Annotated in this window: 17 protein-coding genes; 3 read left to right on the top strand and 14 right to left on the bottom strand. The window is 51.7% G+C overall.

Going from position 1 to position 20,269, the window contains the following annotated elements; all coding sequences use genetic code 11:
* Positions 1–1,087: 1,087 nt before the first annotated feature.
* The gene (locus tag CRP01_RS08690) at positions 1,088–1,333 is read left to right on the top strand and encodes a GIY-YIG nuclease family protein (protein WP_099149639.1); all 246 of its coding nucleotides are present in this window, start codon (positions 1,088–1,090) and stop codon (positions 1,331–1,333) included.
* Positions 1,334–1,380: 47 nt separating this feature from the next.
* Here CRP01_RS08690 and CRP01_RS08685 read toward each other — a convergent pair whose 3' ends face one another.
* The 7 genes from CRP01_RS08685 to CRP01_RS08655 all read right to left on the bottom strand — a co-directional run bounded on the left by CRP01_RS08685 (position 1,381) and on the right by CRP01_RS08655 (position 11,726).
* Positions 1,381–2,466 carry a hypothetical protein gene (locus CRP01_RS08685; protein ID WP_099149638.1) on the bottom strand — a complete coding sequence of 362 codons (1,086 nt, stop codon included), beginning with the start codon at positions 2,464–2,466 and terminating at the stop codon, positions 1,381–1,383.
* Positions 2,467–2,946: 480 nt separating this feature from the next.
* Positions 2,947–4,347: a tail fiber domain-containing protein gene (locus tag CRP01_RS08680; RefSeq protein ID WP_099149637.1), complete on the bottom strand. Its 1,401-nt coding sequence runs from the start codon at positions 4,345–4,347 to the stop codon at positions 2,947–2,949.
* A 95-nt stretch (positions 4,348–4,442) separates the two neighbouring features.
* Complete coding sequence (locus CRP01_RS08675) at positions 4,443–5,894, bottom strand: hypothetical protein (RefSeq protein ID WP_143473321.1); 1,452 nt, start codon at positions 5,892–5,894, stop codon at positions 4,443–4,445.
* A gap of 292 nt (positions 5,895–6,186) precedes the next feature.
* Positions 6,187–6,960, bottom strand: a complete 774-nt coding sequence (locus tag CRP01_RS08670) for an LGFP repeat-containing protein (protein ID WP_099149653.1) — start codon at positions 6,958–6,960, stop codon at positions 6,187–6,189.
* 180 nt (positions 6,961–7,140) lie between these two features.
* Positions 7,141–8,937, bottom strand: a complete 1,797-nt coding sequence (locus CRP01_RS08665) for a sensor histidine kinase (RefSeq protein ID WP_170110286.1) — start codon at positions 8,935–8,937, stop codon at positions 7,141–7,143.
* 50 nt (positions 8,938–8,987) lie between these two features.
* Complete coding sequence (locus tag CRP01_RS08660; RefSeq protein WP_099149634.1) at positions 8,988–9,644, bottom strand: response regulator; 657 nt, start codon at positions 9,642–9,644, stop codon at positions 8,988–8,990.
* Positions 9,645–9,776: 132 nt separating this feature from the next.
* The gene (locus tag CRP01_RS08655; RefSeq protein WP_222845678.1) at positions 9,777–11,726 is read right to left on the bottom strand and encodes a glycoside hydrolase family 28 protein; all 1,950 of its coding nucleotides are present in this window, start codon (positions 11,724–11,726) and stop codon (positions 9,777–9,779) included.
* Positions 11,727–12,040: 314 nt separating this feature from the next.
* Here CRP01_RS08655 and CRP01_RS08650 point away from each other — a divergent pair, with 314 nt between their 5' ends.
* Together CRP01_RS08650 and CRP01_RS08645 are read left to right on the top strand one after the other, a co-directional pair.
* Positions 12,041–13,234 (top strand): cytochrome-c peroxidase, encoded by a 1,194-nt coding sequence (locus CRP01_RS08650; RefSeq protein ID WP_099149633.1) that lies wholly within the window; start codon positions 12,041–12,043, stop codon positions 13,232–13,234.
* A 326-nt stretch (positions 13,235–13,560) separates the two neighbouring features.
* Positions 13,561–15,768 carry a xanthine dehydrogenase family protein molybdopterin-binding subunit gene (locus tag CRP01_RS08645; RefSeq protein ID WP_099149632.1) on the top strand — a complete coding sequence of 736 codons (2,208 nt, stop codon included), beginning with the start codon at positions 13,561–13,563 and terminating at the stop codon, positions 15,766–15,768.
* Positions 15,769–15,874: 106 nt separating this feature from the next.
* Here CRP01_RS08645 and CRP01_RS08640 read toward each other — a convergent pair whose 3' ends face one another.
* The 7 genes from CRP01_RS08640 to CRP01_RS08610 all read right to left on the bottom strand — a co-directional run bounded on the left by CRP01_RS08640 (position 15,875) and on the right by CRP01_RS08610 (position 20,047).
* Complete coding sequence (locus CRP01_RS08640; protein ID WP_099149631.1) at positions 15,875–16,597, bottom strand: heavy-metal-associated domain-containing protein; 723 nt, start codon at positions 16,595–16,597, stop codon at positions 15,875–15,877.
* A gap of 106 nt (positions 16,598–16,703) precedes the next feature.
* Positions 16,704–17,264 (bottom strand): helix-turn-helix domain-containing protein, encoded by a 561-nt coding sequence (locus CRP01_RS08635; RefSeq protein ID WP_099149630.1) that lies wholly within the window; start codon positions 17,262–17,264, stop codon positions 16,704–16,706.
* Between the two features lie 49 nt (positions 17,265–17,313).
* Complete coding sequence (locus CRP01_RS08630; protein WP_099149629.1) at positions 17,314–17,934, bottom strand: YdeI/OmpD-associated family protein; 621 nt, start codon at positions 17,932–17,934, stop codon at positions 17,314–17,316.
* A gap of 305 nt (positions 17,935–18,239) precedes the next feature.
* Positions 18,240–18,821, bottom strand: a complete 582-nt coding sequence (locus tag CRP01_RS08625) for a YdeI/OmpD-associated family protein (protein ID WP_099149628.1) — start codon at positions 18,819–18,821, stop codon at positions 18,240–18,242.
* A 3-nt stretch (positions 18,822–18,824) separates the two neighbouring features.
* Complete coding sequence (locus CRP01_RS08620; protein WP_099149627.1) at positions 18,825–19,220, bottom strand: DoxX family protein; 396 nt, start codon at positions 19,218–19,220, stop codon at positions 18,825–18,827.
* Positions 19,221–19,685, bottom strand: a complete 465-nt coding sequence (locus CRP01_RS08615) for an SRPBCC domain-containing protein (RefSeq protein WP_099149626.1) — start codon at positions 19,683–19,685, stop codon at positions 19,221–19,223.
* Positions 19,686–19,714: 29 nt separating this feature from the next.
* Positions 19,715–20,047 carry an ArsR/SmtB family transcription factor gene (locus CRP01_RS08610; RefSeq protein ID WP_099149625.1) on the bottom strand — a complete coding sequence of 111 codons (333 nt, stop codon included), beginning with the start codon at positions 20,045–20,047 and terminating at the stop codon, positions 19,715–19,717.
* Positions 20,048–20,269: the final 222 nt, after the last annotated feature.

The following is a 20,269-nucleotide window of genomic DNA, read 5'->3' as shown; positions in this document are numbered from 1 at the left end:
CACAGATCTAAACCACATTGTCTTAGTATTACAATTGTTGAGTGAACCGGCGATAGGGGCTCCGGTCCGGATGGGTCGCTGGTTTTTATGGCAAAAGAACAGGATTGAGATCAAGAAGGGACAGGATAGCTATGGATGAGGTGAAAACTTGCCTCTGCCGAAAATTGACAACAAACACACAACTGGATAGTAATTAGTTTTCTTTTTGCGGGGCGCTCCTTTAATCGGTCGCCTCGCTGAACTAAACAAAACATTGGGCCAAAGGGCCGTCGAAAATTGAACTGGAAATTTAGAACGACACTATCTTTCTGCAGATCAGTTCCCGATTGGAACTGATTCCGCCGATACAACAACACTTATAACTTTTGGTTCCTGGTTCATTCTCGGCGGTCGGCCCAATGTCTTTTTGCTGGGATCGCTCCGGCATATGGACCTGGAGTTTATAGCCTAAGGGGGAACGAATGCATGAAGAAGTTTCCTGCCAACATCAATAGGCCAATCCGACTACTGCGCCGGTCGGATGGTTGTAGGTGACCAAAAAGATCATCTGCGATTATTACGAAAATCCTTTCCAGGGAATGGCCAACGACATCCCCATGCCTTCCCTTTGCAAAACCATAAAAATTGATCTGCGCCAGTTACTGGGCAAAAAGACCTGCCGCCCGGCATCGAGGCTAAAAACGGATACTAATGTAAACTACCTTGGCAGAGGTTGTTTTTAACGTAGTGTTCCTGGAGATTTCAGGAACACTACTATTTTCCGGAAGTGTCAAAGCTCCCGTGCGGTTTCGACTATTCACGTCCTATAAGATCAAATCGCTACTCCATGCATCCTGCCAGGACACCGCCTTTCGGATATCCCTGAATTCTTTCGGGCCCTCCAATGCTTCTAAAAAATATTCCCACTTCATCCAATCACCACTTGCCCAATCCGAAAGACCCGCGATACACCGTCAACCATCCACCGTCAACCATCGACCATCAGCCGTCAACCATCGACCGTCGACCGTCAACCATCAACCAAAAAACCACCCGACAAGCAACCAATTAACCTCTTTTCCCGATATTAACGCGTAAAAGCCTGAAAATGGAGTGGATAGTCTATATCCTCGAGTGTGCCGACCGGACCCTATACACGGGGATCACCAATGATCTGTCGCGCCGACTGGCGCAGCACAATGCCGGGAAAGGAGCCAAATACACCCGCGGACGAGGCCCCTTGACGCTGGTATACCGTGAAACCTGTACCGACCGCAGCCAGGCGTCCCGGCGAGAAATTGAGATCAAAGCACTGAACCGGTCACAAAAGATCAAACTGATCAAATCCAACTAAACCCCTCCAAACATTCCCACGTTCAAACATTTCCACGTTGAAACGTTTCACCCCCCAAAAGGCACCGCCACCCGAAACTGCCAGCTGATTAATTGCACTCCCAATCGGACTCCCGAAGGAAGATAGGCGCCGAAACCGAAAGAATAGCCCGGTCGTAAAGCTGCCTGGGCTCCGAAATCGTAGTTGGCTGCGGCCCCCAGTCTGGTATACCATTTTAATCGGGCAAGAGGATTAAAAATAAAGTGAGCCGCAACGGTAGCCGTCAGCGTGGCGGTAGGAGGGGTCTCATCCAGGATACCCCCAATTCTTGCTAATCCGGCCCATTTGTAAAGCCCGATACTGTAGTGGGTGACCAACTTGCGGGAGAAAGAGGGATTAACAGTTTCCATTTGTAGAGCGATACCTGCCTGGCCGAAGATGACTCGTTCAAGCCGGTCGGGACCGGTGGTGGATGGAGTGACGAAAAAATGACTAAAATTGATCCCGACCATAGCCTCCCCAAAGTACTGTTTCTCCAACCTGGTTTTAAAATCGGTTACCATGGCCTGATAACCGGCATCCCGGCAACCGTTGTAAGTATTGATGAACTCGGTGATCGCTCTGATCCGAAAGGCAACCTGATCCGGTTCGCTGAGTTCCCCGCAATCAAAAGTCAGCGCTTTAAGTACGCCCCGATAGGAATTGGGTTGGGTATAATTTCCGGAAGCCAGTAGCAGTGGTTTCTCACTCAGCTTGTGTAAGGTGCCGTCTTTGCGGGCGTAGAAAACGAAAGTACCCTTTTGCAGACTGCCGTAGCTGAGATACAGGTCGATCGTACCCTGTGCCATGACCTTAGCAAATTGTTTTTTACTCATCAACAACCCCTGCTCGACAAAACTTACCGGGATCTGTTGGAACTCGGCGCCCTCTTCAAAGCGAAAGGCTTTGAGTTCGTTCGGTTCGTAGATCCGGGCATCGGCTTGGTCCGGTGCAGTTTTAAAGTAGAGTTTTTCCAGGAGTTCAATATCCCCGTCCTGACGAAGATACCCGTTGACCTCTTCGCCGGTGGGCAGCGTGATGGTCCCTTTTTCAAATTGAGCAATTAAACGATACGGTAACAGTACCGACAGGACCAGGAGCAGTAGGAATTTCATCAGAAAGATTATGAGCGATTTGTAGAAATTATAATACAGCGCGTTGAATTTGAGTAGACTCTAAGCTAGACTTTAGTATTTTCAATGATAGGATTCAGCGCCCTCGCGAAGCTGTAATCTAATTTAAGACGTCCTATCGTAAACCGGATGTCTTAAAATCGCACTTTGAATTCGCCGTCTCACTTGATGGAGGCGTCCCATTTTATCTCCAGGGCTCTGCCCTTCCCCAATCTGATCTCCATTATGCGGCTACAAAATCATAGAGCTATGCCCTTACCCATATAAGCGGCGTAGCTGCGAAAATATTGGTAGATCAGTAACGGGTTTTACATTGAAGGGCGTAGCCCTGGCCATGTATTGATCTAGAATGTCCGTTTTCTGGATACAACAGAAAATGCTAAAGTCGAGCTAAAATAAAATTTATACCGCGCAAATTCTAGTTTCTAACGAACTTCCAAACTTCCCGCTGCTCCGTGACCATTATTTTTGCAACAGCATCTTCTTCGTCCCCACCACCTGTCCGTCCACCCAAAGGGAATAGATGTAGGTGCCGGCCGGAAGCTCGGCCGCATCGACCGTTGTCCGGACCGGTCCCCGCTGATTGATCGTAAGCTGTTGCAATACCTGTCCGTTTTCATTCGAGATCTGTAAAACGGCCCGTTGTGCGTCTTCCGGGATGTGGTAGGAGATCGTGGTGATGAGCGCGAAAGGATTCGGGACATTTTGATCCAGCGTCGCTTTTTCGGCAGGTACGGCCTTTCCGTTCAGCCGCAGGTAATTCTGAGCGGTATTTCCTTCGGTCAGTAGTTTTTCCAGCCGGGCCATTTTCTCCTTCAGTTCGGTAATGATTTCATCTTTGGCATCCATTTCCAGTTTTAGCTCCTGAATGGCTTTAATGGCTACTACACTGAAACCTGCGTAGTTCACGCCGTAGAGTGCATCGGCCTCAATGTAGTGGACAAGTTCCGGGAAGAGGGGGGCGGCTTCCTGTGCAATAAAGCCCAGTGTTTTTTTCTTCGCCTTAGTCTCCTGGAACTGGTAGGTCGACGGTTTTAATTCCATTACCCTGGAGAGGGCATCCGGCATCGCTTTAACATTTTTCTTTAGCCGTCCGTCGGAAGCCTGTACGTATTCACCGGTGGTGGCCAGGAAGGTGCCGCGTAGATTGCCCCCGTAATGCAGTCGCAAGGCATAGCCGTGGGTGATATCCCAATCCTGATTGATGCCGTCATCAAACCGGAGCCCCTGACCTACCACCTGACCTTGCTGGTGCAGATGTAGTCTGGCAGTAGGACTGATACCCATGATCCCGACATTGCCGTTGCCCCGGACCGTCATGACGTCCTGGCCGCCGTCGGTATCCTGGAACCAGAAATTAACCCGGCTGGTAGTTGCACTGCCCGTCGGATAAGCGGCGATCGTCCACCGACTGTCGGGGAAAGAGGTGTTTTCAAAAGAAAGCCGCGAATAATCCCCATCGTCTTCGGTCAGTAACAAATGCGGATAACCGATACTCGAATTCAAAAAAAGCTTCAGGCGGGCACTGGCCTGTGCATGTAAGCCGCCGATACTTACATCCCCTTCACCGGACATTGACATTTTGATATCGTTCAGGTTGGTGCCTTCCGGTTTGAAGCGGAACTGGAGAACTTTTCCCACACCGGAAGTCGTTAGTTTCCATTGGTTGCCATTGTTGGGGATGCCGATATGAAAGTTGCCTGAATTAGAGCGAATAAAGAAATGCCCCCGGATATCAACATCATATTCTGGAGCGTCGGTGAAAAAACCAACCGAATTGGATTTCATGTTGATCTGACCGCTTAGTGAGGTAGGCCCCAGGGCGAGGTTTGCCAAAAGGATCAATAATGCTGCATATTTCATAAGGCTCAATTTTTAAATTAAGAAGTAAGGAATCGGTTATATCCCGTAGTGTTCATGAACTCCGGGAAATTGGTGCACCGGGCCTTTTCTCTTCGTTAATCAAACTGCAATACAATGTTATTGCCCTGCAGGACCAGCCCGGTGATCTCCACATTTCCCAGTCCCGCCGCATTGAGCTGATTGTTGATATTGGTGTTTGCGGAGGTGACCATCGTCCGCAACGCGTTGGAAAAGGCGTTCTTAACCGGAGCTGCATTGAACATTTCCCGGAGGGCTTCCTGCAGAGCCGGCCGCAGGTAGTGGTTGACCGTCTGGTCCATGACGTCAAATGGAGTGAAGTTGGGGTCAAAATCTCCGGTAAAGCGGACACTTTCCACTTCGTAGGAGATCGCTCCATTTTGATTGATCAGTCGCAGGCGAATATCTACCTGGGGATGAAAAATATGCCCGCTGCGGGCGGCTGCGATCTCGTTGGTCCGCCGGACCACTCCGGCCAGTTCCCGGCCATCCTCTTCAAATTCCGCGGATAAGGTGATCCGGCGGGGATTGTTCGGATCAATGCGTAGGTCCGTACTTCCGATACTGGTCAGATTACTCAGATGGTAGCGCGTAAATGCGCCCTGCACGTAGGGAAGATCAAAACGGTAGGGATCGCGCATTATATTCCTCAGGTTGACACTACTGTTCTGCTGCGGATTGCGGTTGTCGTCATTTAGGTTATCCAGGACAATATCCAGGCGGTTGAAGAAGGGGCCTTCCATCAGATTGAGGACAGTAGTCAGCGGGATGGATATATTCGGGAAGTAGCGGCTCCAGTTGACCCCCTCGGTGTTGGTGCCACTGAGCTTCTGGATGGAGTTTACCCCCGTTACCCGGAACCGTCCGCGACCCTGGTCTCTGGTACGGCCTTTGGGCAGGTGTACGATCTGCACATTGAGGTCATTCCCGTTCCGGAAGCCGACCATCAGGAAAGCGGTAGCCGGCTGCTGATCGTTGCTGAAAGGCGTTTCTCCAAATGCGATCACGCGAAGGCCAAACTGTCGGATATACATCACCGTGCGCTTTTCACTGCGCCAGGCTCCGTTGAGGTTGCTGATGGTATTGGTCGTGAAGCCGGGATTGCGTTGACGGGGTAATTGGTTGATGACCTGCTTTAAGGAAACGGTCTGCAACCGGTTGGAAGGAAATCCGCCGCTCGAAGACGTTACCGACAGGCGATCCCCGTTCTGATTTACCGCCAGGGTGACCTCCCCGCTGCGGGAACGACCGTATTTGGGAATGTCCCACCAGCTTCCGCTGATGGTGGATCCCTCCAGGCGACCCTGGAAAACGTGCCCATAGTCGCGGCCGGGATGCTCCATGGCCCAGTAGATATCCGATCCGTTTCGAACGAAATAATACAGCCCACCGTCATTACCGGCGTAAAAGGATTTAAGGCCGGCTGAATTGGGATCCGCAAAACTACCACTGTTAAGTGTGGGCTGAGCCAGACACAAACTGCTCCATAAAAATGTGAAGAACAATCCGGGGATGCATAGCTTTCTCATGGTCTAGGTTTTAGGGGAGTGGACCGTTCCGGCGAAAAAGTGATACTGGAACGGTCCTGATTTAATGGGGTTTAAAGGATATAATTGATAGATTTTATCTGATCAGGAGTGAATGACTTTGTGTCCAGGTATACTCGATGCTAAGGGTTTCGTGTGTTTCCCACGTCAGAACCCAAACCGTTTAGGGCTTTACATGCTGTAATCAGATTAATTTGGCAAATCCAAACTGATATGAGGCCAGTATAAATGGTACCTCAGCCCGTCGAACTTCAGCGGCCCGCACACCTCCTACTTAGAGGTTGATCGTGCGATCCTGGTTCTTTTTCAGATTGAAGTAATGTAGTTTGGAAAGCGTTGGTCCGGGGCAATCGGCCTTAGGCGGGCAACTGTCGGTCATCAGCAGGTAAGACCCTCCGTCGGGCGAAAGCTTGAAATGATACGCCCGCCGCCCGTTGAGCGTAATCGGAGCGCGCTTCTGAATACGGCCGCTACTGGGATGTTTGACGTAAAGGATACCGTCGGCGGTATATCCGTTGAAATAGACGATCAGATCATTGTAGGAGGTGTTGAGGTTCGGCGCACTGGAAGTTTGTCCGCTTTTTTCCACCCAGGCACCCCGCTGGGCTGTCCAGCAGATCCGACCTCCTTGAAATTCGCTGTACCGCAGCCCGTTGGCACCTTTCAATTCATCACTGGTCGGATAACCGAGGAAAGATCTTTCCCAACCCATGGCGGACCATTTATCCCGGATCGCCCCGTGTACTTCGTGGGCGCCGGTCTGGGGTGTCCAGTAAATGGAGCCGCCCTGGAAATGATTGTAACGCCCCTTTCGGTCGGGGGTGGTCATTTCCGCGGTATTGGGGCGACCGAGGAAACCTTTACAGGCACCCAGTTGATTGTATTTTTGGAGAATGGCGCCTTTTACGGTAGTGCCCGGGAAACAGGCCTGAGCTTTAAGCTCTGTTGGGACATAAAGACAAAGCAGGAAAAGAAAGCCGGAAAATAAGATTTTCACTGAGATCGAAGCAGCTCGCTGCGCATCCCTTGGGGGCAGTAGATTTTTCATGGTCCAGGATTTAGGTTTGGTTAATGCTCTTATCAGAAAAAGAGTATTTAAACTCCATAGAACAAAGTTCAGCTTTCCGATACCGGTAATAAACCGGGTAAACCCTGAAATGAAAAAATGGGGGTTTTCCCCCAGAAATGGCATTTGAATTCTAATTTACCCAACACCCCAACACCTCACCTACTTACACCGAAAATTCACCATAAAGGAACTGCCCGCCAGAGGAGAAGAATCAATGATCAATTCGCCCTTAAGTACATTCACGCGCTGGCGAAGCAGGTATAAACCGCTGCCCGTTTTTGCGGATAAATGATCAAATCCCCGCCCGTCATCTTCCACACTGATGCTCACATCCTGTCCGGCCTGAACGATCAACACCATGATCTCCCGGCAGGCAGCGTGTTTGACGGCATTGTTGATCAACTCCTGGATAATCCGGTAGACCGAAAGTTCTTCATCGGCGCTCAGGGCGATCCGGCCGTACTGCTGTACGTCGATCAGGGGGCCTCTTTCGGCCGTTAGGGAGCTGCTGTAATCCTGCAGGGCAGTGATGAGGCCGGAGCGTTCAAGTGCCTTGGGCAGAGAATTGCGGGAGATCGCCCGGACTTCCTCAACGGAATGTTTGAGAATGTGGAGTGCTTTTTGATTGAGCTGCTCCTGGTTGGGTGGAAGGTATGGATTCAACTGGTCCAGTTGCAGACGCAGCGCGGAAAGCATACCGCCCAGGCCGTCGTGTAACTCCCGGGCAAATCGCTGCCGTTCGATCTCCTGACCTTCTACGAGGGATTTTACGGTCTCCAACTCATTTTCCTGGGCCAGGCGGGTTTTTTCCTGCTGATTGATCAGGCGCTCCTGGGCTGCCAGTTGCTTTTGGGCCCGGACCCGCTCGATGAAGTATTTGTACACGCCAAGCAGTACAAATATCGCGATGATGATGCCGCCGATCAATACGGTGATCGCCTGTTTCTGCTGTCTGGCCCGGGCTTCCCGGGCGTCCAGCTCAGCCTGCTGGCGACTGATCTCCGCTTCTTTCTCCCGGGTGTTGTATTCTACCAGCAGTTCGTTCATGCGACTTTCAACATTGGCCAGTGCCAGACTATCTCCCAGCAGCTTACTTTCCATCAGGTAATGGTAAGCGCTATCCATTTGGTGGAGATTCCGGAAGCATTCACTGATGTTGCCGTAGTATTTTTGGACGGCTTCCATTTCCCGGAGTTTCCGATGATAGGGGATGGCGGATTTGAGAATGGGAATGGCGGCTGCGTATTCTCCCCGGTACTGGCGGGCAACCCCTTCCAGCGCAATACTCCAACCTATGCAGGGAATGAAAACGTCTTTTCCGATAGCTACTGCCTTGCGGGAGTAGTCGATAGCCGACCCGAAATCTCCCTCGTCCATATCGAAAGTGCCCCGTTCGGTGTACAGGATGCCGAGTAGGAAGGAGTCCTTTTCCGTCAGGGCCAGGTCGGTAGCCAGATCGAGATAGAACAGGTAATTGGCCGTGTCGACCATCAGCAGGTAGGTGCGGCTGAGCTCAGAGTAGCAGTGCGACAAACTTCGCATATCTCCCAGCTCCCGGTTTAGGTCGATGGCCCGGTGGAACAACTGCATCGCTTCGTGGTGAAAACCCCGTTTCAACTGAAAATCGGCCAATATTACCAGAATGTAGCGCAGGTTGACTTTATTGCCAATTGCAGCGTAGAGATCATGGGCATTCCGGAGGTGTTCGTAGGCTACCCCCGGTCCTGTGCCTTCTTCCTGATAGGTATGGAACCAGTAGAACCATTGTTCGGATTGAGCCATACTGAAGGTGTCCCGCTCCAGTCTCGATTTTTCGTAATAGGCCTGAACCTCTGCCAGCGAATAATTCTCGGCTACCCCCAGGTCCAGGGTGTCGATCGCTTGACCGGGGAGTTGTAGCGCAGGCCGGATCAATAGCAGAAGCAATGCAAATCGAGATAGGTGAAAGCAGTCCATACGCGTAATTTCATCACATTTTTTTGAAATTCCCACAGGGTATACCCGGATTATTCCCCGTTCAGAAGGTTCCATTCCATGGCCTTCCGCACCAGTCCGGCGACATTGCGTACATCCAGTTTTACGAACAAATTGCTGCGGTGGGATTCTACCGTTTTTTCACTGATGTGCAGTTGATCGGCGATCTCGGCGGTAGTGTGCTCGTTCGCGATGAGGTGCAATACCTGTTTTTCGCGCTTGGACAGCCGGGGTGGCTGGAAACCGGAGCCCGGAGAGTTGCCGGAAGTATTTCCCCGCAAACTGGTCAGCATGATCCGGCTTACTTCCCGACTGAAATACTCCTGGCCATTTCGGATCATATGAATGGCTCTCAGTAATTCTTCCTTCCCGGAATTTTTCAGGATATAGCCGTCCACACCCCGCTGGGCTGCTTTGGTAATCACACTGCCCTCGCCGAACATGGATAAGATCAGGACGCTGACGTCAGGGTGGTTTTCCTTGATGAAGGTACAGATATCCAGCCCGTTCACCGATCCGATCTGGAGGTCGAGCAGCACGAGATCTATCTGCTTTTCCGCAAGTTGACGGTGAATGGTTTTACCCGTTGTGCAAATGCCTGCGATCCGAAGTTCTTGCTCCTGGGCCAGAATATCGGATAACCCATCTACAAACATTTGGTGGTCATCAACGATCAAAATGTTAGTCATAAGCAGGTAGTTCAATCGTTAAACACTATTGCCCGGAGTGGCAGGGTTGATCTTTCCCCGATGTTCCTGACTATTTCCAGCGTATTTCCCGCATCCGTGGTGGCGATTAAAATCTTCCCCTGCGCATTGGATCTAGTCGCTCATCACGATTTCAAATTGCATACCCGTTTTTTGCACGACGAGAAGTTTTTCCTGCGCATCGTAGGCCCATTCGTCCGCACCATTTACCGTTTTCGGGGGATCGGCCGTACGGATACGGAAAGTCCACCCGTGTTTCCTTTCGCCCTTCACACTGATGCTGCCCCCCTGCTGACTAATAGTCACCGGAGAAAAGTAAAAGCCATCGCCCAGGGGTTCGTAATACTGGATCTGCTGGGCCTCATCTTTTAGAATGTAGACCTCCATGTTCTCGGAAAAAGTAGTGGTGTCGTTCGCCTGGATCAAAGACTGACTGGCCGGATTGACCGGGATCAGTACGGTGGAGGTCGTCGCGGCCGTCAGCCGGGTAATTTGTTCCGCCACGGGCGCTTTGGCCTCAGCGCTTTTCCCGGAGGCCGGGATCCATTCCGGCAGTTCGATCGACTCGGTATTGGTCATCTGGATAAACTCGTCGTTGTTCGTTTTCAATACCACATTTTCCATCGTCCAGTTGGCCGCACCGTTCAGGCTGCCGCCTTCCTTGGCTTCGATGGTGATGTTTTCCCAGTGCAGATCGTGGATGGGTTTTTCGATAAACGCATTGGCGTAGAAACCGCGTTCTGCTCCCTCTACGGTGATGTTCTTCAACTGAATATTCCGAAATTCCGGGATGCCTTTCTCCGGCGGCTCTACCGGAGTGGTCATTACTTTCCAGTGGCGCGGTATCCCGTCTTTAAGCTCCTTGTCGGGAATGGTAGGATAGCTGTATTCCGGATACCAGTTGAGCTCGAACTGGAAAGGACGGGCAACATCGGTCATTTTGATATCGTGAAAGGAAATATTTTCGATCAGTCCACCCCGCACTTTCGCGGATTTGAACCGGATGCCGGTATTGGTTCCCTGTGCTTCCAGCCCGTACACTTCCACGTTGCGCATGCCGCCGGAGGTTTCACTGCCGATGGTGAATAATCCGTGCCCGGAGCGGGTAATGCAGTTCCGGTAGACAATGTTTTCGGCTGGGCGATTAACGCGCAGTCCGTCGGAATCCCGACCGGCTTTGATGCAAAGATTATCGTCATTACAGTCGATATCGCAATTTTCCACCAGGATATCTTTTGAGGAATCGGTGTTGATCCCATCCGAACTCGGACCGAAGCCGCCGATATTGTTCCGGATCGTTACGCCGTTCACGTAAACCTGATTGGAGAAGGTGAGACTGATGGTCCAGAAGCCGGCTCGCTTCACCGTAAAATCTTCCAGCACTACTTCCTTCGATTTGTACACCACTACCGGACGTACCCGTTTACAATCATAGTCGACGGCCCACCGGATATCCCTTTCGGTATAGTCGACCCACATGCCGCCACTGCGGGGAGGATCTCCCCAGAATTTATCCCACCAGTATTTGCCGTTGCCGTCAATGACCCCCTTGCCGCTAATGCGGACGTTCTCCTGCTCGTAAATGTTGACCAGGGCGGCGGGCCAGTCCATTTCAATGCCGGCCACGCGGGTCCACTTGTCGGGAAAATGGGCGTCATCCTGAATGGCCTGGATCACGACATCCTCGGCCAGATGCAGTTCGACATTGGATTTCAGGAACAAGGCCCCGGAAACATAGGTCCCCGCGGGGAAGATCACTTTACCTCCACCGGCCTCCGCAGCGGCATCGATAGCCTGTTGAATGGCCTGGGTATTGAGCGTTTTCCCATCACCCACCGCGCCGTAATCGGCGGCATCAAAGCTTTTATCTGGAATTGATGCAAAGCCTTCGGCGTAGAATATACCTTCCATTTGCCGGACTAGTTCGCTTTTCTCTTCAGTTGAAGTAACGGAGAGGTCATCCTGCTGGTCCACCGCTTTCGATTCCTGGCAGGAAGTTCCAATGGCAATTATAGCCAGCAGCAAAGTGCCGGCAATCCAGTTCATTTTAAACGTATCAGTCATGTACTATTTTCATTAGATCTACAATGATGCTTTCTCGTCTACGGCCCGGCAAACACGCCTCCAGAAGGCCAAATACCTGCTCTAAAGCCATTAATCCGGCATTCTCCGGGCAATTGTTCAAATTAAATAAAAATGTTGATGAAGTCTAAAATAAAGCCATACTGATCAAAGTGCTAAGGTGGAAATGTGTTGAGGTGTTGTCGTGCGTAAAACATTCACACATTAGCACCCTCCACCTTAGCACTTTAAAAAAAGAGCAGGCAACCAAAATCCCATTTCCCCGAGTCTAGGCTAAGAAAACAAAACCATTCCCAATGATACCCAAGATCCAAACCATTGCCTTGACGTTCATCGCCTGTTGGTTCCTGCTTTTTTCCTGCACCCGGAATGAAGGAGATATCACCCCCAACTGGTACACGCCGGAAGAGTACGCCACCCTCGAGCGCAGCCTCCATTTACCCAATCACCTGATCAGCTATCAGGTAGAATTGGCGCCGCATATGGAATTCAACGGGATGATGCCTCCGGAAATAAGCGACGCGAAAGCCCTGCTCGGGCGGGTCCTGTTTTATGACGCCCGGCTTTCGCGCAATGACGCCGTTGCCTGTGCTTCCTGCCACAAGCAGGAATTTGCCTTTGCCGATAATGTAGCCCACAGCCGGGGTTTTGGGGGTGAACTCACCAAACGCAATACCCTGGCGCTGGGGGCAACGGCCAATTTTTCCTCTTCCTACGGTACAAAATCCCCCGGAGATACCGATGCAACCGAACCGGTCGCCGGCTTTTTCTGGGACGAACGGGCGCTGGATCTCAGAGAACAAAGCCGGCAAACCATTGAGGATGAGATCGAGATGGGCATGCCCCTGGACGTGCTTGCGCAAAAGCTGGGCCGGGTGGATTATTACCAGGTGTTGTTCCGCAAAGCCTACGGCTCAGCGGACGTGCAGGAGGAGGAGATCCTGGAGGCGCTGGAGGCCTTCGTCAATTCGCTGGTGTCGCACAATTCCCGATTTGATACGGGGATCAACCGGCAGCGGATCCCGTTTCCCGATTTTCGTCATTTCAGTGCGCAGGAAAACCTCGGAAAAAGTCTGTTCATGACCCACTGTGCTTCCTGTCACGGTAGCGATATGGTTACCGCAGAGGAACGGATTGCGAATAATGGCTTGCCGCTGCTCAACGGGGATCTCGGCGTGGGAGGCATTTCCGGACTGCCCATTGAAGCCGGAAAATTTAAAGTGCCTTTTCTCCGAAATATCGCGATTACGGCGCCCTATATGCACGACGGTCGCTTTGCCACGCTGGAGGAGGTGATCGAGCACTACAGCACCGGCATCGAAATGCAGCCTACGCTGGACGTACGGTTCCGGTATCCGGAAGATCCGGAGCAACCGAAGCGGCTGAACTTCAGTCGGGAAGAAAAGGAGGCGCTCGTTAGTTTTTTGCACACTTTGACGGACGAGGATCTGATGTACGCCGAACGCTTCAGCGATCCTTTCATCCGGTAAATTCATACCGACCGAAGTGGTTTGGTAATCGGTCCGTCACAAGCGTATCAGGGCCAAACTACTCGTAAAGAAAAAAGCGCCTTTTCCCGGTAAGTACTCCGGAAAGGGCAATCATTCGTCAGCATTTCCTGGTGTAGCGGGATACCGTGCCGATTTTCGGCAACCGATCGGTACCTCGCTGCACCTTTTGTTTCTCCCGCTCCATTTGGTTAATTTCCGAGACTTCCGTAATTTGAAAGGCGTTCGCACAAACCCCTTCCAAAATCTCAATTCCCAAACGTGCACATTCCAACATCCCAATTTCCCTTCATCCTTAAAAAAACATCATGACGGTCTTAAAAACAAATCACAACCGAAGATCCTTTCTCAAAGTTTCAACCCTCGCCGGCGGCGGCATGGTACTGGGTTTCAGCTGGCTGGCCGGCTGTAAACCCGAAGCTGACGCCACCGCGGCGGAGACCATGACCATGCCGGAAGAATGGTTCGATATCAACGGATTCCTGAAGATCGGAGACAATGGCATCGTGACCATTATGTCGCCTAATCCTGAGATCGGCCAGAACGTGAAGACGGCCATGCCGATGATCGTGGCCGAGGAACTGGACGTCGACTGGAAGGATGTGGTGGTGGAACAGGCCGGATTGGATACGGAAAACTTTTCGCGGCAGGTGGCCGGAGGCAGCCAGTCTATCCGCCAGGGGTGGAAAAGCCTGCGTATGGCCGGCGCTACCGCCCGGCGCATGTTGCTGGAAGCGGCGGCCCAACAGTGGGAAGTCCCGCTGTCTGAACTGACGACCGCGTCCGGCCGGATCCTGCACGAAGCCAGTGGCCGGTCGATCGGGTACGGGGAGGTGGCCTCGGCCGCAGCGGGAATTGAAGTGCCGGAGGAGATCGAATTGAAAGCACCCCAGGATTTTAAGATCATCGGTGTGCCGACCAAAAACGTGGACGGCCGGAAGATTGCCACGGGCGCGCCGCTCTTCGGTCTGGATTACGAAAAAGAAGGCATGCTGATCGCCATGGCCCAACACGCCCCGGCTTTCGGTATGAAACTGAGATCCATGAACATCGAAGCGGCTAAAGCCATGCCGGGTATTGTCGATGTCTTTAAGATCGAGACCAAACCGGAAGGTATGGAACACCGGCGATTGAATAATCTCGCCTTTTCGGATCTGGTGGCCGTCGTGGGCAGATCGACCTGGGAAGTGATGAAAGCGAAGGAAGCCCTCGAACTGGAATGGGAGGTAGATACGCCGGGTGAGACGACGGATCTGATCAATAATGAACTCGATAAATTGCTGGCAACTGGTGTGGAAGAGCCTTCCCGCAAAGATGGCGACCCGGAGGCGGCTTTTCGCAATGCAGCGCAGGTGATCGAACGCACCTATAGCGGCCCGTTTCTGGCCCACAACACGATGGAGCCGATGAACTTCTTCGCCCACGTGACCGCAGATCGGGCCGAACTCGCCGGGCCGGTACAAACGCCGGCTGCCCTGCAGAATATGGTATCGGTCCGTCTTAATATTCCCGAAGAGAATGTATCCGTGATGATGACCCGCATGGGCGGCGGATTCGGTCGCCGTTTGTACGGACACTTTGGGGTGGAAGCGGCCCTGATCTCCCAGCAGGTGAACGCTCCGGTAAAACTGATCTATTCCCGGGCGGATGATATGACCCAGGGGACTTACCGCCCTTCCTATAAGGTGACTTACCGGGCGGCGCTGGATGCGGATAATAAACTCATTGGCTTTCACGTAAAAGGCACCGGCGCGCACGAAAGTCCGGTATTCTCCAATCGTTATCCGGCGGGTACGGTGGATAATTATCTGGCGGAAAACAATAGCCTGGAATCCAACATTACTTCCGGCGCCTGGCGGGCTCCGCGTTCCAATTTCATCGCCTTCGCCGAGCAATCCTTTTTAGACGAAGTAGCCGAAGCCGCGGGTAAGGACCCCATCGACTTCCGGCTGGAGCTCTTCGAACGGGCCAGCAGCGATCCCGTCGGCGAAAAGAACGACTACGATCCCGAACGCTACGCCGGCGTATTGAAACTGGTCAAGGAAAAGGCCGGATGGGGATCGGAAAAAGCCGGTGTACACCGCGGGGTCTCGGCGTATTTCTGCCACAATTCCTACGTGGCCCAGGTGGTGGATGTGGTTATGAACGGTAATAAACCCAGTATCGAAAAGGTCTGGTGCGCTGTCGACTGCGGCATCGTGGTCAATCCGGAAGGGGCACTCAACCAGATCGAAGGCGGTATCGTGGATGGTATCGGTCACGCCCTGTACGGCAGAATGAGCTTCCGTGAGGGCCGTCCCGAACAAAGTAATTTTGACACCTACCGCCTGATCCGGCACTCGGAGGCACCAAAAGCGATCGAGGTCTTTTTCGTAGACAACGGGATCGATCCGACCGGTCTGGGAGAGCCCTCCCTGCCACCCGTAGCGGCGGCTCTGGCCAATGCCCTGGCCCGCGCCACGGGCGAACGCCTCTACAGCCAGCCCTTTGTCAGTGATCAGGATGTACTGGGGTAGGAGCACAGCAAGGGCCCGGACAGGATCGTTGTGCAAACGCACCTGCCCGGGCCCTCCATTTTGTTAACTCACCTTTTCCGGGTGGATGTCCGCATCACCCGGTTCCTTAGATGGCCAGCACCAGCATGCCCGCACTCATGGCGATCATCAAACCATCCTCGATGATGGTGACGGTACTCATCGGCAGATTAAATACATCGCCCAGACAGGCGCATTTTATCGCTTTTTTGTTCAATACGGTTTGCAGCACGCCAACGATGCTCACGGACATCACAATAAGGGTGACGGTATTGGTGATCACGGGGTTGAAATTCACCAGAAAGGCAATGCCCAGCAGCAGTTCTGTGAAGGCGTAGATGTATCCCCAGGCGGGAAACTTCCGGGCGATTACGTCGTACATCCGGTAGCTGTCCTTGAAACCTTGTAGGTTGAGCATTTTGAAAAAGGAGAACACCAGAAAAAACCCGGCCATAAAGTGCCGCATCCATCTTCCCCATTGGAGATCCGCGGAGGTCAGTTCGATGAGACCGGTTACCGTAAATATGTAGACAAAGATCAGTAATACCGGTTTGTAGGTCGCGAGCCATGATCTGGCCGTTTCCACCGTTTCGCTGTGCTGTTGGGCATTTATCCGGTATTGAGCGCCTACACCGGCAAGCTGGGACTGTAATTTCGCGAGCGGGATATGTTTCGCCATGCTGATGGTAGCGCTGTTGTTTTCTTTGGAGACATCGACGGATTCGACGGATTCCATTTGTAGTAGCGCGGATCTTACCTTGTTTTCGCAGCTCCCACAGGTCATTCCCTCCAATTGATAAGTATGTGTCATGATCGTTGAATTTTTGGATGAACAATGACACAAAAATAGCGGGTCGGGCGGGCCCGGCTGTTACACTATTCTGGGTAAAGCTTATAAGATTTCGGAAATGGTGCTCCTAGACCTCATCGATCGGCTTTCGTTTCTTTTCCTTGAGCTTTTTAAAGAATGACGGACTCAGCCCGGTGACCTTTTTGAATTGATTACTCAGATAGGCGGTACTGGAATAGTTTAACTTAAAAGCAATTTCACTGAGCGACAGCTCATCGTAGATCAGTAATTCTTTAACCCGTTCGATCCTCAGGTTAATGAGGTACTTTTCGATCGTAATGCCTTCCGTTTCCGAGAAGAGTTTACTGATGGTGGAGTAATCCTGCCCGATCTCCCGCACCAGAATATCCGACAGGTTCCGATTGGCGGGATAATCCTCCTCGTAAACTACCCGGACGAGCGAATTCCTGACCTTCTCAATGGTTTTTTTGTCCCGATCCTGCAGGATTTCGAACCCGTGGTGCCGTAAGTTTTGCTGCAGTCGTTCCAGGTCTGCTTCCGGAATATCAGCCGCGGTGCTTACTTCTCCCAGATCGACGGAAAGGGTCTCGATGCCCAGTTTGTCGAATTCGGACCTGACTACCGTCCGGCAGCGGTTACACACCATGTTTTTGATATAAAGCGTCATAAGACTGCGTTTAATGATCATCTGATGGTCAAATCATCAGATAGTCAAATCATCGATCATGCATCCCCTTCCCCGCCAGGATCTGAGGAATGTATTTTTCCACTCTGGAGGTTCGGGTTTTCGATTGCTTGGGGGCCAAGAAATAGAGCAGATAACCCCGTTGCCGACCCGGTGTCAAAGCCTCAAAGGCCGTTTTCAGGACCGGATCTTCCTCCAGTTTCGCCTGCAGTTCTTCGGGGATCGGTTCCGATTCTTTTTTGAAATTGACTTGCAAACCCGCCTTTTCAATTTCAATGGCCTCGTAGATATAGGCTTCCACGGTTGATTTCAGGGCGCTGACCTCTTCCAGGTTCGTAAAGCGCAGCAAACGGGCCGCCTGGGTATTTGCTCCGGGTTTGTCCAGCAATCCCTGGGCGTCCTGTAGGAGCGCTCCCTTGAAAAAACTGATACAGCAATATTCTTTAAATGCACTCAGGATTAAAATATTGTTACCCTGAAAGGTGTAGCAGGGAACACTCCATTTCACCTCTTCGTCGAGGCCGCAGTCCAGAATGATGGCCCTTAGCTCCGCCATTTCTTCCGTCCAGTTGTGCACCTTACAGTCCGGGGTGCCTCCCAGCGGGCAGCGGCCGCAGCCTTCTTCGAAGTACAGATCAACTTTTGGATTCATTGCATTGATTTAAAACTCACAGTAGACCATGAGATATGCGAATCAGAATTTAAATTTGGATAAAATGTGCCGTTAGGCACAAAATAAAGGTAGTAAAATGACCATTTCCCACCTTAACGTGCCGTGGGTACGCCATGTAAAACGGTATTGCGTACCTACGGCACGCTAAGTCTGCCGAATTACTAGACGGACTACCTATATTTCGTCCCTACGGGATTTTTTACCCCTGATTGGCATGAGATATCCGGTAGAGTCCGGGGGCACCACAAAAGCTCCCAACATATACCTCCAATGATCGTGCCCTGCTACCGGTCATTTAAGCCTTTCCCGGCCAGGATATCCGGTCGGTGTTTTTCAATCCTCGACGTCCGGGTCTTGGATTGTTTGGCGTCAGAAAAGTATAACAGATAGCCGCGCTGCCGACCCGGCGTCAGCGCTTCGAACGCCGCTTTCAGTTCCGGGTCCTCCCCAAATTTATTTTGCAGTTCTTCCGGTACGGTATATTCCCGCGTTTTCTTCAAAACCACCTTCAAGCCGGCTTTTTCCACTTCTATGGCCTCAAATATATAGGCTTTCAGGGTATCTTCCAGCTTCAGGATCTCCGGTAATCCGGTAAAGCGGATCTGACGGGCCGACTGCACATTTTCCGTTTGCTGGATGAGCAGGCTATCGGCGTCGTTGAGCAGGACTCCTTTATGAAACAACAGGGCGCAGTAGTCCTTGAAACCGTGGATCAAAACGATATTGTTACCCTGGTAGGTATAACAGGGGACGCCCCACTTCAGTTCTTCGGTCAGTCCGCAATCGAGAATGATCGTGCGCAATTGCTCAAATTCTTCGCGCCATTTTTTGGCCTTGGTGAAAAAGAAATCAACCTTGGGATTCATAGTCTAAACATCTTGGTGATCAAAAATCAACCGCCGTTCGGCGGGCCGGAAATACCACGACACCACCGTGAGGACGAGCAGTAGGGTAGCAGGAAGGATCTCACCCACCGGATTACCCACGGCAATATGCGAAAATATCGCACCCGACATGGCAAAGAAAAATCCGGCATAGGCCCATTCCTTGAGCAGGGGCAACCGGGGCAGGAGAATGGCGATCACTCCGAGTAGTTTCCAGGCGCCGAGCAGGCTTAGAAAATAAATGGGATAGCCTAAAAGGACCACAAAGGCTATTTCCTCCTCCATTTGCAGCAACTGGACAATGCCGGTCGAAAACATGCCCAGGGCCAGCCAGCCCGTGGCGATCCAGTAGATGATCTTGCTTCTTCGTTGCGGGTGCATCTATTTATATTTTTCGGCTGCTTCCTGCAGGCGATCGTGAGCCATACTCAGACCCCGCGGCATGCCTATTTTTAAATACTGATCCCGGAGCTCTGCGGAACGGTACACGATATGCATATCGAGCCGACTGGTTTCTTCGGTAATCGATTCAAATTCAAGGAACTCGAGCTGGACCCCAAAACCGGTCCCCACCATCTCAAAGGTGCGGATGATCTGCCGATCGGGTACAAATTCGTGAATGACTCCGCTGAACCGGTGCTTGTTCCCCCGGGGATCGGTAGTCTCGAATTGCCAGCTTCCGTATTTTTCGTTCTCGAGCTTTAGCACTTTCGTCCCCATCCATTGCTCCAGGATTTCGGGTTCGGTGTAGGCTTTGAACAGCAATTCCAGCGGCAGCTCAAATTTTCGGCTGATCCGTAGTTCCTGCCTGCCATCCTCCGCGTCGATCTTGGTTTTCAGTTGCATGAATTGACGTTTTTTGGTGAATTCCGGATCTAATCCTTCGGGGTACCGGGCTGGTAATTTTTCATAATAGCTTCCAGCTTGTTGAACCGGTCATCCCACAATTTCCGGAAGGGCTCGATGAAATCCGCTATCTCTTTCATCTTATGGGGATTAAGTTGGTAATAGATCTCCCGGCCGTTCTGTTCCTGCTCCAGTAATTCGCACTCCCGCAGGATCTGGATGTGTTTGGAAATGGTCTGCCGCGAAGAGTCAAAATTTTCCGCGATAGCACTCGGCGTCATGGCCTGCAACGCCACCAGCGTGATGATCGCTCTGCGGGTAGGATCGGCTATAGCCTGAAATACATCTCGTCTTAATTCCATTTATGCAGCTATTTGACTGCAAATATACATGCAGTCATGTGGCTGCGCAAGTATTCTGTAGCGATTTTTGCAAAAAAAATTGATTCCGACGATGAGAACAAACGAGGAATAGGGTGGAGGATGCAAGGATCCGCTGCACTTGGAAACATTGGTGCCTCCTATCCTGAAGCTATGACAATGCACTGCACCTATGACGGGATGCCATTTAGTATACATTCGCTA

Source organism: Flavilitoribacter nigricans DSM 23189 = NBRC 102662, assembly GCF_002646595.1.
In the GTDB taxonomy this organism is placed as follows: domain Bacteria; phylum Bacteroidota; class Bacteroidia; order Chitinophagales; family Saprospiraceae; genus Flavilitoribacter; species Flavilitoribacter nigricans.
The sequence above is the reverse complement of the archived record's forward strand: the minus strand, read 5'-3'. Positions and strand labels throughout refer to the sequence as shown.